This window comes from Allohahella marinimesophila (assembly GCF_039538005.1).
GTDB lineage: Bacteria > Pseudomonadota > Gammaproteobacteria > Pseudomonadales > Oleiphilaceae > Allohahella > Allohahella marinimesophila.
Window position 1 is genome coordinate 14,114 of sequence record NZ_BAABBO010000010.1, and the last position, 13,079, is coordinate 27,192.

10 protein-coding genes are annotated in these 13,079 nt (G+C 56.6%); 2 read left to right on the forward strand and 8 right to left on the reverse strand.

Annotation, left to right across the window (positions count from 1 at the left end):
• Nucleotides 1–4 precede the first annotated feature (4 nt).
• The 5 genes from ABD735_RS11200 to hrpA all read right to left on the reverse strand — a co-directional run bounded on the left by ABD735_RS11200 (nt 5) and on the right by hrpA (nt 9,339).
• Nucleotides 5–1,792: an ExeA family protein gene (locus ABD735_RS11200; RefSeq protein ID WP_344806391.1), complete on the reverse strand. Its 1,788-nt coding sequence runs from the start codon at nt 1,790–1,792 to the stop codon at nt 5–7.
• Nucleotides 1,793–1,795: 3 nt separating this feature from the next.
• Nucleotides 1,796–3,295: a DUF3336 domain-containing protein gene (locus ABD735_RS11205; protein WP_344806393.1), complete on the reverse strand. Its 1,500-nt coding sequence runs from the start codon at nt 3,293–3,295 to the stop codon at nt 1,796–1,798.
• A 66-nt stretch (nt 3,296–3,361) separates the two neighbouring features.
• The gene (locus ABD735_RS11210; RefSeq protein WP_344806395.1) at nt 3,362–4,174 is read right to left on the reverse strand and encodes an MlaA family lipoprotein; all 813 of its coding nucleotides are present in this window, start codon (nt 4,172–4,174) and stop codon (nt 3,362–3,364) included.
• On the reverse strand, nt 4,164–5,285 hold the full coding sequence (locus tag ABD735_RS11215) for a beta-ketoacyl-ACP synthase III (RefSeq protein WP_344806397.1): 1,122 nt from the start codon (nt 5,283–5,285) through the stop codon (nt 4,164–4,166). Before ABD735_RS11215 ends, ABD735_RS11210 begins: the two co-directional genes overlap by 11 nt.
• Before the next feature lie 73 nt (nt 5,286–5,358).
• The gene (gene hrpA / locus ABD735_RS11220) at nt 5,359–9,339 is read right to left on the reverse strand and encodes an ATP-dependent RNA helicase HrpA (RefSeq protein WP_344806399.1); all 3,981 of its coding nucleotides are present in this window, start codon (nt 9,337–9,339) and stop codon (nt 5,359–5,361) included.
• A 102-nt stretch (nt 9,340–9,441) separates the two neighbouring features.
• Between hrpA and ABD735_RS11225 the strand changes: the two genes are divergently transcribed.
• Complete coding sequence (locus tag ABD735_RS11225; RefSeq protein WP_344806401.1) at nt 9,442–10,422, forward strand: alpha/beta fold hydrolase; 981 nt, start codon at nt 9,442–9,444, stop codon at nt 10,420–10,422.
• Between the two features lie 83 nt (nt 10,423–10,505).
• The gene (locus tag ABD735_RS11230; protein ID WP_344806403.1) at nt 10,506–10,994 is read left to right on the forward strand and encodes a MaoC/PaaZ C-terminal domain-containing protein; all 489 of its coding nucleotides are present in this window, start codon (nt 10,506–10,508) and stop codon (nt 10,992–10,994) included.
• A 13-nt stretch (nt 10,995–11,007) separates the two neighbouring features.
• Here ABD735_RS11230 and ABD735_RS11235 read toward each other — a convergent pair whose 3' ends face one another.
• Genes ABD735_RS11235 through ABD735_RS11245 form a run of 3 tightly spaced genes read right to left on the reverse strand, consistent with a single transcriptional unit; the run spans nt 11,008 to nt 13,077 of the window.
• Nucleotides 11,008–11,961 carry an AgmX/PglI C-terminal domain-containing protein gene (locus ABD735_RS11235; RefSeq protein ID WP_344806405.1) on the reverse strand — a complete coding sequence of 318 codons (954 nt, stop codon included), beginning with the start codon at nt 11,959–11,961 and terminating at the stop codon, nt 11,008–11,010.
• 1 nt (nt 11,962) lies between these two features.
• Complete coding sequence (locus ABD735_RS11240) at nt 11,963–12,520, reverse strand: ExbD/TolR family protein (RefSeq protein WP_344806407.1); 558 nt, start codon at nt 12,518–12,520, stop codon at nt 11,963–11,965.
• On the reverse strand, nt 12,517–13,077 hold the full coding sequence (locus tag ABD735_RS11245) for an ExbD/TolR family protein (protein WP_344806409.1): 561 nt from the start codon (nt 13,075–13,077) through the stop codon (nt 12,517–12,519). Before ABD735_RS11245 ends, ABD735_RS11240 begins: the two co-directional genes overlap by 4 nt.
• Between the last annotated feature and the right edge of the window lie 2 nt (nt 13,078–13,079).

Below are 13,079 nucleotides of genomic sequence, written 5' to 3' on the forward strand. Positions count from 1 at the left end.
TAGTCTAATGTTGCTGAAGGGCGACTGGCTCAGGATCATACACCAGTCTGGGTGCATCTGAACCTGTCCAGTTATTCAGCATGATGAGTGTAATGGCGCCAGGCAGACCGTCGGCCAGTATGCCGGCCTGTCGCTGGAACCACACGACCTTGCCCTTGAGGTCCAGGGTGGCAAACTCGACACTGCTCATGGCCGGTTCAGGCGTATCCTGTCGATACCTTTCATAGGCAAGCTTCAGAGTGCGGTCGAGCCAGCTGGTTTCGTCTTCGTAGCCGGCCATGGCCGGTGTCATGCTCATATAAGGCGGCTGTTTCCATACGATGGAATATACCCCATCCCAATAGCGATCGATGGCTTCCTGACGCAGGTCGAAGACTTCGTTGTCGAGCACCACGCTGACACTATCGTTACTGGCGTCGTACCCCACAAGTGTGAGGAAAAACAGTTCTCCCTTGTCGTTGCGAAGACGCAGCACTGCGGGTCGATCGAGCCGCAGAAGGCTTCGCCAGTTGCCCTCCCGGTGCAGACAGGCCAGCCCGTAACGGCCAACGAAATCACACACCAGTTCACCACGCGGGGGCGTCTCATCTATACGCCAGGCGGCTAACAAGGCGCTATAGGCACGCAGCTTGTTGTCCTCGGCAGGCTCGTATTCACCGATAACGATAGGGGGCGCGAGTACCGGACGCAAGGGTTCCGGGGCCGGCTCCTCGAATGATTCGACTTCAGCTGCGGATGCCATGACCTCAGGATCTGTCGTGACAACACTGTCCTTGTTCGTGGACGCTGGCGTGCCACCAGCCTCCCCCATCCGCAACATATCGGGAATGGCGCCCGGTACCGCGACCGCTGGATCAGGAATTTTCTCCGGCGGTCCCTGAATCATGATCAGCGCCAGCACGAAAAAACCTGCCGCCAGACCGATAAGGCTACCCCGATACCACCATTGTTCACCGACCTGCCCCGTTCGTTGACGCTTGCGCTCAAACAGGCCGATCTCCTTGGCTGCGCTCTTGATGTACTCCGGCCCGACCTTTGGCTCATTCATGCTGTAGGCGCCGAGCAGCGCCCGGTCACAGATCAGATTCACCAGCCGGGGAATGCCCTTGGACAACTTGAAGAGCGTCTTGACGGCCTTATCGGTAAACATCGTCTCGCGCAGTCCCGCCACTGAGAGCCGATATCGCAGATAGCCGTGCAGATCATTGAGGTTCAGCGCTTCGAGGTGATAGCGGGCGGTGATGCGCTGCGAGAGCTGGCGCAATTCTTCGCGTTGCAGAATGTCGCGTAACTCTGGCTGACCGAGCAAAATGATCTGAATGAGCTTCTTGCTACTGGTCTCGAGATTTGTGAGCAGGCGCAGCTGTTCGAGCACGTCGATGCTGAGATTTTGCGCTTCGTCGATAATGATGACGGTATGGCGCCCGGTAGCATGGCGGTCAAGCAGATGATGATTGAGCTCGTCGACGAGAATCTTGATTGATGAACCAGATGGATAATGGATGCCCAGCTCATCACAGATGGTGGCCAGCAGCTCTCTCGCTGTGAGTCGCGGGTGTACGATAAAGGCGACGTCGGTGCGTTCGGGCACCTTCTCAAGGAAACTGCGGCAGATGGTCGTCTTGCCGGTGCCAACCTCACCCGTGAGGAGCACAAAGCCGCCCTCCTCGCGCTGGAGGCTGAACAGGAGATGGGCAAGCGCTTCGCGATGGCGCTGACTCATGTAGAGGTATCGCGGATCAGGCGCTATCGAAAATGGCGCTTCCTGCAAACCATAAAAGGTTTCATACATGGATCAGGACGCTTTCCCAACGGTAGGCTTGCCAACCACCGACAGCTCCGCACGTTGACCGCGCAGCCGCTCCTTCAGCTCGATGATACTTTTCTCCAGCGTTTGCGAAATCTTGGCGTGCGTAGCGATCATTGAAATTTTTGGCCAGGTGGCCCGCTCGCCTTCAAGGGTGAGACGGCGAACGACATCGGGGGCCGGGTTCTTGAACAACTGCGCGTAGTGCCACCAGGTATAGCGTGGGGAGATGGTGACATCGCCAAAATATTTCTGGGCAAGAATATTGTAGACCTGACCACTTGCCTGGCGGAGCACGCTCGAGCTCAGATTGCTTCTCAGATAATCGAACAGCCCTTTGCCATGAAACTCCATCTCGGCCCTGATCACACGCATCGGGATTGAAGACAAGCTGGTCTTGCCGCCATCAGGCAGGTCGTTATTGAGAAATGGCACGATATGGGGGTTGGTCTGACTCACTATGGAAAAATTGACATCGTACAGGTGCATGAGGCGCTCGACCGGCAGGTCGCTCACCACGGAGCCATCGACCCAGCGCAGCTTTGGCATGAAGGGAACCGCGTTTCCGAACTGGTCTTTCTTCATCAGTTTGACTGGTGGAAAGATAATGGGGACTGCCGATGAGGCCAGCGCAGCGCTCCAGACAAACAGATAGGGCGAGGTATAACCACAGAGCAGACGCTCCTTCTGATGTTGCGCCGTCGGCGACACCGATATATTGATGCTACGGTTGGTACGCTGGAATGCCTCGAGAAAACTGTACTCGCCGATGTTGGCCCGCAGGCAGCGCTCGAGCTCACGAACATCCATGAAGCCGCCTCCACGCAGGCCGTGCAGCAACCCCATGAATCGCCAGGCCTTCAGATTATGCCTGTGGGGCAGCAGCATCTCCGGTATTTCGTCATCGGTATGTGTGCCAAGCATCGCAGCAATGATGCTACCAACGCTGCTGCCAGCAATGACCTGTGGTAGCAAACCGCGCTCCCACAGCGCCTTGACCACACCGAGATGGAACAGGCCAAGCGTAGCGCCTCCGCTCAGCAGCAGCGCCGGACGCCCATAGCTGAGGGCCATATCCTTGAAGAAATCGTACTTCTCGCGCAAGGGTAGCTGCGGAATCTCAGTCTCGCGCAGGTGCTGCAGTACCAGGCAGACCTGGCCGATATACTCTTCAATGAGATGCTTGGTACCGACATGAGAGCGGGTATACAGCTGGGCGCTGCCCATATTGCCAAGGTCGTGGTGCTGCCCCTCGCGAAGATGGCGCAGGAGCGCGTCGTAATCGCGACGCTCGAAACTTGTCTTGAGCGCCGAAATACGCTCGTAGATCAATTCATAATTGTAGAGGTCGGAAGCGAACGACTCCTTCCACTCCATATTGCCTTCAATATAATCGAGCTCGAGGGCCGCTTCACGCCAGCTGTGATAATTCGTCGCGCTGGCCATGGCTTCACGATATTTGTTCTTTCGACTGCGAAATACGCTCATGCTCGATAATCCCTGCTGGGTGTCTTGCTATCCTCTGTCAAAGCTAGTTCAGGGCAGCTGACTTCGCTAGAAGTCGTCGTCGAGAAAGGGGTCACTATCCACCTGACCATCGTTGTTCAGGTAGTTTCGCTGCTGAAGGTAAGCATTTCGAATGAAAATATATTCATCACCTACGATGAGGTGCTCTCCAGGAATCACGTCTGCACGTTGATCGACCACATTGACCAGGTTTGCGAAATATACATCGGGCTCACCAAGCCAGTTCAATGGACTGATCAAGCCATCCGGCACTGCTCCTATCGCATCAGTGACCGTGGCCGGTCCGAGAATCGGAAGCATGAGATAATTACCTTCAGGCGCGCCCCAGTAGACCAGCGTCTGCCCAAAATCCTCCGGCCGTCTTGGCAAGCCCCAGCCTGTGGCGACGTCGAACAGACCAGCCACACCAAAAATAGTGTTAAACATCAATCTCGTTGTGGTTTCAGCCGCCCGACGGTGCTTGAGTTGCAACACCGAATTGGCGAGTGTGACAACATCACCAACATTGTGGAAAAAGTTCGTGATCGAACGGTCTACGACCTCAGGGGTTACTTTGCGATAGCCAACGGCTGTGGGTCGTAAGAGGTATGTGTCCAGAAAGTTGTTGAAGCGGTAGATCGGTCGATTGAACGACTCCCAGGGGTCCTGGGGATGTAGCCGTCGGCTGTAGTCCCGCTGATTTGAATCGGACTCGCTATCGACTGAGGCTTCACCCGCTATCGTAGCGGCTTCACCGGATTCCAGCGCCTGGGCTGGCATCGCGATCAGGAGGAGCAGAAGCCACGGCGTCAGCAGTGAACGGCCAGTCAAACTGAACAGACCTTCCATATCAGTGCGCACGGACGATGACACTGCCAGCAGAGTAGCCGGCTCCGAAGGAGCAAATGACGCCAACATCACCCTTCTCGAAGTCGGCATGATGTTTGTGGAAAGCAATGATGGAGCCCGCGGAACTCGTGTTGGCATAGGTATCCAGAATAGTCGGTGACTCCTGTTCGCTGGCATCCCGGCCCAGCACTTTGCGGCTGATGAGCAGGTTCATGTTGAGATTGGCCTGGTGCAGCCATAACCTGCTGATCTTCCCGACCTGGATATCATTGTCGTTGAGGTGCCTTATAATCAGGTCGGATACCAGAGGCACGACCTCCTTGAATACCTTTCGACCATTCTGTACGAAAAGTTTATCCGGCTTGCCTTCGCCGGACTCATCCAGACGGTTCAGGAAACCAAAATTATTCCGGATATTATTTGAATATTGTGTGACAAGGCGCGTGCCGACGATATCGAAGACCTTCTGCGCATTCGGTGAGGCTTCAGCTTCCACAACAACTGCGGTACAGGCGTCACCGAAAATGAAATGGCTGTCGCGGTCCTTGAAATTGAGGTGCGCGCTGCATATTTCCGGACTGACCACCAGCACGGCCTTGGCTTCACCGAGCCGGACTGCGTTAGCAGCGGCCTGTATGCCAAAGGTCGCAGACGAGCAGGCAACATTCATGTCGTAGGCAAAACCCTTCATGCCAATGGCAGCCTGTACTTCGATAGAGACTGCTGGATAGGGGCGCTGCAGGTTGGAGCAGGCGACAATCAGCCCGTCGATCTCCTCGATCTTTCGCCCTGCACGCTTCAGCGCTTCATTGATGGCAGCTACAGACATTTCGCACTGGATACCCGGCTCGTCATTGCTGCGCTCTGGCAGGAATGGCCGCATGCGTTTCGGATCGAGAATACCCTCTCTGGCCACCACGTTTCGGCTATGTATGCCGGAGGCCTTCACGATAAACTCAGTCGAGGATGGCTGCAGGGGCTCAACCTCACCACTGGCGATGGCCGCGGCATTGTTAGCGTTGAACATCAGTACATAGTCGTTGAACGCAGCCACGAGCTCGTCGTTACTGATCGAGTACGGGGGTGTGTAAAGACCTGTTCCTGTAATAATTGCGTGTTTCACTTAATCTCTCTTGTATCAGTCGATACCAGCTGGAGCGCTCTGCATTGGGCGACAACTTCAGCGGCAAGGAGGTTCAGCCGGCTGCTTCACGTACCAGAGCGAACTGGCTGCGGATTTTCTTGTCCGAGACCTTCACTCGGGTACCCAGTGTCTGGGCAAAGTAGGAAACTCTGTATTCCTCAAACATCCAGCGTAGTTGATCAAGCGCCTCACTGCGACGACCCTCGAGTCTGAATTTTTCGCGAAGCTCCCTGAAAGCGGACCATTCCCGTGTCATGAAATCCTGAAACAGACGTTCGTTGGGAACATTGCGGGGCATCTTTTCCAGACGTACACCAGCGGCTGTCAGGTATCTGGGAAACTCCCGAAGCCATTCATAAGGAGTATTCAACAAAAAGCCGGGATACACAAGCTGCGCCAGATGGGCCTTGAGTTCGCTCTGATAGAGCGCAACTGCGAGGGTCGTCTTACCAGTCAGCTGCTTCTGAATGTCGTGATGAGTCTGCAGAATCTCCGCGAGCATTTCGGCCAGAACGCGGGCTTCGGCGTCAAAGCGCTTGCTCTGGGTTTTGAGCCGTTCGCCGAATGTGGCAGCATCGCGCGGAAAGCCACTCGACTGCTCGAGGCCAAAGCTGCGGATCGCTGTCAGCAACAGCAGATCATCCAGCAGATCACGTGCCTGACCGATCGTACTGTACAGCAGCGCTACCGAGCGCCAGGCCTTGAGACTGCTGACAGCATCGCTCACCCGACCTGGCATGCGCAGCAGGAAAAGGCGCGCAAGTCCAAGCCGGGTGATTGATTCAGCTTCGGCTTTGTCGAGATGGACATCCAGCGTCACACTATTCTTGGCATCCGCGAGAAAGGGATAGACTTCGATGACCAGCCCTGCCCGCTCGGTGTGCACCGAGGGCTGCAGCGACCCGAAATTCCACTCCGTTATCCCTTCAACTTTCTGAAAGGTATTATCCTGTTCAGCCCAGGCGCTGGCAGACAGCTTGTCTTCCAGGCGCTGGCGCAGCTCATGAACATCGTGGCCTTGAGCCAGCGAGCGGCCCTGCTCGTCCAGCGCTTCGATATGAATGCGCAGGTACTCTGGCAAGGCGGATTCGGGTGGCCATTGTTCGGCCGGGACGTCGATACCACTGAGCCGCTTCAGGTAGAGGCTCAGTGCCTCACGCAACGGCAGGTGACGTGTCGTCATCTCTGATGCGGCCCTGGCCGCCGTTTCAGGCACCGGCACAAAGTGACGCCGCCACTGCTTCGGCAGCCCCTTGAGCAGTAGCGCAATCTTTTCCTGCAACAGACCTGGAACCAGCCACTCCAGACGATTGGCTGGCAACTGAGTCAGCGCTGGCAGCGGAACGTTCAGGGTAATACCGTCCGTTGCCTCGCCAGGCTTGAACTCATAGCGGAGCCCGAGCTGCATCCCGTCCCAGTCGAAGCGATCAGGAAAGGCGCTGAGCAGGTCATCGCCAACCGCAGTGTGCATGACGTCGGCCTTCGTGAGTTCAAGTTGGTGCTGTGCGCCGGGATCAAGGCTTTTGTACCAGACCAGTAGATCGGCGACCCGCGTGACATGAGCTGGTATTCGGCTGTCGTAGAAACTGTACAGCTCATCTTCACTGACCAGGAGATCGCGCCGACGCAGGCGAGCTTCAAGGGCATCCACATCCTCGAGCATCTTCATGTTGGCGGCCACGAAGGGCAACTGCAGCAGTTTTGCCTGCATATTCTTGCGACTCCGCCGAGCTGATCCTTTCTTGGCCTTCGGCGTCTGGGTGAGCGCCTGCTGCGTGCTCAACTCTGGCGAGTACGCGGGCGCGATCAATCCCTCCCTCAACAGAAGTTCGCGGCTGAACACCGGGTCTATGCCGCTATAACCCACTGCCCGGGCTGATACCACGACGAGTCCATACAGGCTGCGCTGCAGCGAGGCCAGGGCTTCACCACGGCTGGTGGACCAGTAAGGCTCAAGATACTGATCCTTGAGTACATGATCTGCAGCCGCTTCAAGCCATTCCGGCTGGATGCGCGCGAGCATTCGCGCGAAGACCCGGCTGGTTTCAGTCAGCTCTGCTGCCATGACCCATTTCGGTTGCTTGCGGCGCAGGCGCGTCCCTGGCGCAATGAAAAAGACGCGATTGCGGGGCCCTTCGTAGGCGCCCTTCTGCTGGCGAAGCGGCGTACGCTGTTCGTTCGACGCGCTGTCGCGGCCTTTTCGCTCATTTGCTGTCGGCTTGATCTCGAGTAGCGATCCCGTCTGCATGAAGAGCCCTGACAGCAGCGACTGGTGCAGGTGTTCGTAGCTGAGCATCTGTCCGGTGGCCTGTTCCTGAGGCTGGGCGGCATCTCCTGCTGACTCGGCCGGCTGAGCAAGCGCCCGTTGCGTTCGCTTGAAGCCCAGACGATGACACTGCAAGCTCAATTGCCTGTGAATCTCACGCCACTCGCGCATACGCATGAACGAGAGAAAGCTTTGCTTGGCATAGCTCTTGAGCTGATTGCCTGAGAGCGCCTGCCTCTGAGCTTCGTAGTCGTCCCACAACTTCAGTATCGAGAGGAAATCGGACTGATCATCGGCAAAACGAGCATGCATCTCGTCGGCCTGCTGGCGTTTTTCAAGCGGCCGCTCGCGCGGATCCTGAATCGATAGCATCGAGGTAATGATGAGCATTTCAGGCAGAACGCCATTGTCGTTAGCCGCCAGCAGCATTCTGCCAAAGCGCGGATCAGTCGGAAATACCGCGAGCTGGCGGCCCACAGGCGTGATATGACGCTTGGCATCGACCGCATTGAGCTCGTGAAGCAGTTTGTAGCCGTCGTTGATGAGCTTGGACGCAGGTGCCTGCAGAAAAGGGAACTGCTCGATATCACCAAGCTTTAGATCCAGCATCTGCAGGATGACCGAAGCGAGATTGGTCCGCAGCAACTCCGGCTCGGTGAAGTCGGGCCTGGTGTCGAACTCCTCTTCGTCGTAAAGGCGGAAACAGATACCGGGCGCGACCCGTCCACAGCGGCCCTTACGTTGATTGGCACTGGCCTTGGACACGGGCTCAATCGGCAACTGCTGAATCTTGTTGCGGAAGGAATAGCGACTGATCCTGACCAGCCCAGGATCGATAACGTAGCGAATGCCAGGCACCGTTATCGACGTTTCCGCGACGTTCGTTGCCAGTATGATGCGACGCTTGCCACCCGACTTGACGTTGAAGATCCGGTTCTGCTCGCTACTGCTGAGCCGCGAATACAGCGGCAGAACGTCGAGTTCATCGGGATATCGCTTGCGTAGTGCGTTGGCGGTTTCGCGAATTTCCCGCTCACCGACCATGAAGACCAGAAAGTCGCCGGCACTGATACCAGTCTCACGCTCATGCTCACGCGTGAGTTCAAGGCATTCACCAATCGCATCCGGCAACTCGAGCTCCCCGGGCGGCCGGTAGACCACGTCGACCGGGTAAGTACGGCCACTCACCTCTATGACAGGCGCATCATTGAAATGTTTCGAGAAGCGGGTCACATCGATGGTGGCTGAGGTAATAATCAGCTTCAGCTCTGGGCGTTTAGCCAGCACACGCTTGAGATAACCCAACAGGAAATCGATGTTAAGGGAACGTTCATGGGCTTCGTCGATGATGATGGTGTCGTAGGCCCGCAGCCACTTGTCCCGACGCGTTTCCGCCAGCAGGATGCCATCTGTCATGACCTTGACTCGTGTATTCGGTCCTGACGTGTCTTCAAAGCGGATCTGATAACTGACCAGGCCTTCAGGTGCGCCAGACGCAGTCAGCTCGGCCGCTATTCTTGACGATAGGGCTCGCGCCGCCAGTCGTCTGGGCTGCGTATGCGCGATCTTACCTGCACTGCCGAGCCCAGCCTGCAGGCACATCTTCGGTAGCTGCGTGGTTTTCCCTGACCCGGTCTCGCCAGCCAGCACGAGCACCTGGTTCGATCGAATGGCTTCGATGATGGTGGCCGCATGTTCACTGATCGGAAGTTCGGGAGGATAAACGATGTCGAACTGGCTGCTGCCAGCAGCCTGCTGGTCTGTCATGGTATTTTCTACGTGCACTTTTGGCAGAACTCTTAACGAGCTATTGATTATAACAGAGGAAGGAAATAGCCTGCTGCATGAGTCGATATGTCAGGATTAGACATGAACAAAAACATGAATATGGATACAGAACAAATTTGCACTATCAAGGCCGATGACGCACATAAAATTCGTATTCGCTACTGGTCCGCTGTCACGGACACGCAGCCTACCGCAAGCAGCAGTCCGCGCGCCATCGTTGTCGTCAGTCATGGCATGGCTGAACACAGCCGCCGCTATGCGCCCCTCGGCGAGTTCCTTGGCCGACATGGCTTCATGACGGTCTGTCACGATCATCGTGGACACGGCCCCTTTGCCACCCATCTCGGTCACTATGCAGACAGGGACGGCTGGAAGAAAGTCTGGCAGGATCTGGCGCAGGTGATTGAAGCCGCGGCGTCGAGACATCCAGGTGTACCCATCGTCCTCCTGGGCCATAGTATGGGGAGCTTCATCGCCCAGGCAACGCTCATGAACCGGCGACTCCCTGTCAAGGCGGCTATTTTCTCTGGCAGCAACCTGAGTGACCAGGCCCGCCTGAGTCTTGGCAAGGTCGCAGCACGAGGCTCCCGCGTCATCTTCGGGCTACGCAAACCCAACCCTTTGCTGCACCACCTGTCATTTGGACATTTCAACAAGCATATCGAGCAGCCTGATACCGACCACGACTGGCTGTCGCGCGATCCCGAGACAGTATCCGATTACCTGAATGACCCCTTCTGTGGTCAGGTCGGTACGACGCAGCTCTGGCTTGATTTTCTGGGTGGCCTTCAGGCCATCTCGACGCCATCTAATGTCGCCCAGATGCCCGCGATCCCTTATCTACTGATTGCCGGAGATGATGATCCAGTGGGCCACCATGGCAAAGGTGTACTGGCGCTTGGCCGACTGCTTCGAAGCAGGACTTCTGATGATGTCTGCACCCGCCTGTATCGACAGGGTCGCCACGAAATGCTGAACGAAACCAACCGTCAGGAGGTGTTTGACGATCTGCTTCAATGGCTTGTAGCAAAACTGGACTACACTGATCAACAGGCTGCCTGACCGCGCTACGGACCTTCGAGGTCCGTTTTGATACTGTGCAGGCGCAGTTGCTCACAAGAACCTTACCAAGCGAGTTTCGACTTATGGATGCACTTGAGAATCTCACCTACGACGAACTCGAAGTCGGTGACACCGCCACCTATACCAAGTCGCTCACGGAAGATCAGATCATCCTATTCGCAGCAATGTCCGGCGACGTCAATCCGGTTCATCTTGATCAGGATTACGCGGAAAATACCATCTTCAAGGGTCGAGTGGCGCATGGCATGTGGTCCGGCGCGCTTATTTCTGCGGCCATTGCCACTGTCATGCCTGGCCCTGGCTCGATCTACCTCGAACAGACCATGAAGTTTCTTCGACCGGTCAAGATTCACGACACTTTGACAGTCAATCTTCGTGTAGAGGAAAAGCAGAGCAAGAACCGGGTACTGATCAGTTGCTCGGTCTGCAATCAGAACAAGGAGGTTGTGCTTGAGGGGAATGCAAGAATCATCGCCCCTACTGAAAAGATGAGTATGACCATGCCCAGTCTGCCACGGATCACCATCGGCGATCCTGACAACCAGGACTAATCCTGATCCCCGGCTAGCCGGGGATCAAATCGATCGGATAGGGCACGACGTACTGATCGATACCACTCTTCGCTTCGAACTGCATCAACTGCAGCATGCTGCAAATCTTCGCTTCGAGTGCTGGCGCACCGAGGCTACTCTTCACGATTCTGCATTTGGACACCGCGCCGTTCGGCTCGATGGTCAACTCAGGCACCAATGTGCCCTGTAAAGCCGGGTTCTGTCGAAGTTCCCGCTGATAGATTCGGAAGATCGTCGACTTGTTGGCGTCGAAGACCTGGCGAATCTCTTCTCGACTGCGACCCTGCTTCGCAGGGGCTCGGCCCTGGGCTACCTGTTCTCCGCCAGCCTGCTCCGCCACGGCAATTTGCTTGACGTTACGACGTCCCAGTTCAACCTGTTTGTCTGACGCGCTGACTGCCGCCGCATCTGCGCCGCCGCTTCGACCCGTCTCCAGTGCGAGTGACCGGGCAGAAGCCGCCTGACCGGCTGGCGCAGGCTCGGCAGTCTCTTGCGGAGACGTTGCAGCCGCCGCGCTGGAGATCTCGCGAAGATCGGACAGCTGATCCTTCAAAGCCAGCAGGCCTGAACTCTGGGCCTTCTCCCGCGCCTGTTCAATCGTTTGCACCGGGCGTGGCTGAGGCGTGGGTTCGGGCTCAGGCTCAGGTTCTGGCTCCGGTGTGGCCTCAGGCTCTGGTTCAGGTTCTGGCTCGGACTCAGCTTCGGGTTCAGGTTCCGGCTCAGGATCTGGCGCCACGATCTCAGGTGGCGGTTCCTTTTCGATGAGCAACTGAGCCAGCTGTGGCGGGATCGCCTCGAGTTCTTCTCGTGAGGGTTCTGGCAATGAAATCAACGGAATTGCAATCGACAGCAGCAACAGTACAACGAGCGTGGCGTAAAGTATGCGCCTGAAGCGACCGCGATCATCTGGCAAATCGCTCCAGGGGAGAGTGTTTTTCAGCAGCATATCAGCCAGACACTCCTGTTCCGGTGCCTGTCGTCGCGCCGTCATCAGGCTCGACCGTTTGCATCAGCTCACGCTGAGTGGCCAATGAAATACGGCTGTAACCCGCCTCGACACACGTCGCCATGACTCTTTTGAGCAGACTGTAATTCAGTGACTTGTCAGCCAACACGGTGATGGGCATGCCCTCACCTGCAGCAATCTCCTCGTCGGTTCGTGGCCGCCGTTCGGCCTGATAGCGAAGCTCCTTCCGCAGCGGCTCGATGATGAGCTCCGAGGATCCCTGAATGGCAGACACTTCAGCGATCATCCGGTTACCCACGGCGATCTGCTGAGGCGTCACGCTCAAGGTCAGGGTCTCGCCGAGCTCTCCTTCGGAAATGGACAAGGGCAGATCGACCTTGGCGGTGGTCTCCAGCACCTTGACGTCACTGCTATTCACCATGAGAAAGAACACGAGTATGGTGAAGATATCCATGAGCGAGACAAGATTGAGCCCGCCCACCTTCTTGTGGCGACGGTAATGTCGGTTATGGCGGCGTGCCTTGGCAGACTGCTTCATGGCTGCGCACCCCCCTCGGCGGCCGACGGCGTCTCAGCCCTGCCTGCCGCGGCTTCAGGTGCATCAGCTATGGAGATATCAGGAAACAGCTCGGCCTGAACGAGACTGCCAGCTACCATTGCCGGATAGGCCCGCACTCTGTCCATCACCGAGATAAGGGTCTGATAATCAGTCTGGGGTCGCGCCATGATGACGATATCGCGCTTGTCCGGCAGTCTGGCCTTGATCTGCTGCATGACCTGGGTCAGCTTGTCGAAATCGTAACTGACCTGGCGTTCCTCAGCGGATGGCTGGTCCGCTGCGATGCTAGCGATGACTCCACCGCGATCGTCGCTGACGATCAGCTGCTGTGGATAGATCATGACCTGCAACTGCAGTTTCTCATCGCTAGCCTGATTATCACTTGAGCCGAGCGGAAAATTAAGATCGAGCACACCGTTCGAGGCGAATACCATGTTGATGAGCAGTACTGGCACCAGCACGATCATCAGGTTCATGAACGCCGTGATATCGAGCTCAGCTTCCTGCTGTAAGCGGCGGTGTTTGCGTCTCATCATGA

Excerpts from the sequence above, each read along its gene's own strand:
- ABD735_RS11235 (WP_344806405.1), bottom strand. The coding sequence starts at position 11,961 with ATGCTGCTGAAAAACACTCTCCCCTGGAGCGATTTGCCAGATGATCGC.
- ABD735_RS11230 (WP_344806403.1), top strand. The coding sequence starts at position 10,506 with ATGGATGCACTTGAGAATCTCACCTACGACGAACTCGAAGTCGGTGAC.
- ABD735_RS11205 (WP_344806393.1), bottom strand. The coding sequence starts at position 3,295 with ATGAGCGTATTTCGCAGTCGAAAGAACAAATATCGTGAAGCCATGGCC.
- ABD735_RS11200 (WP_344806391.1), bottom strand. The coding sequence starts at position 1,792 with ATGTATGAAACCTTTTATGGTTTGCAGGAAGCGCCATTTTCGATAGCG.
- ABD735_RS11245 (WP_344806409.1), bottom strand. The coding sequence starts at position 13,077 with ATGATGAGACGCAAACACCGCCGCTTACAGCAGGAAGCTGAGCTCGAT.
- ABD735_RS11225 (WP_344806401.1), top strand. The coding sequence starts at position 9,442 with ATGAACAAAAACATGAATATGGATACAGAACAAATTTGCACTATCAAG.
- ABD735_RS11240 (WP_344806407.1), bottom strand. The coding sequence starts at position 12,520 with ATGAAGCAGTCTGCCAAGGCACGCCGCCATAACCGACATTACCGTCGC.
- hrpA (WP_344806399.1), bottom strand. The coding sequence starts at position 9,339 with ATGACAGACCAGCAGGCTGCTGGCAGCAGCCAGTTCGACATCGTTTAT.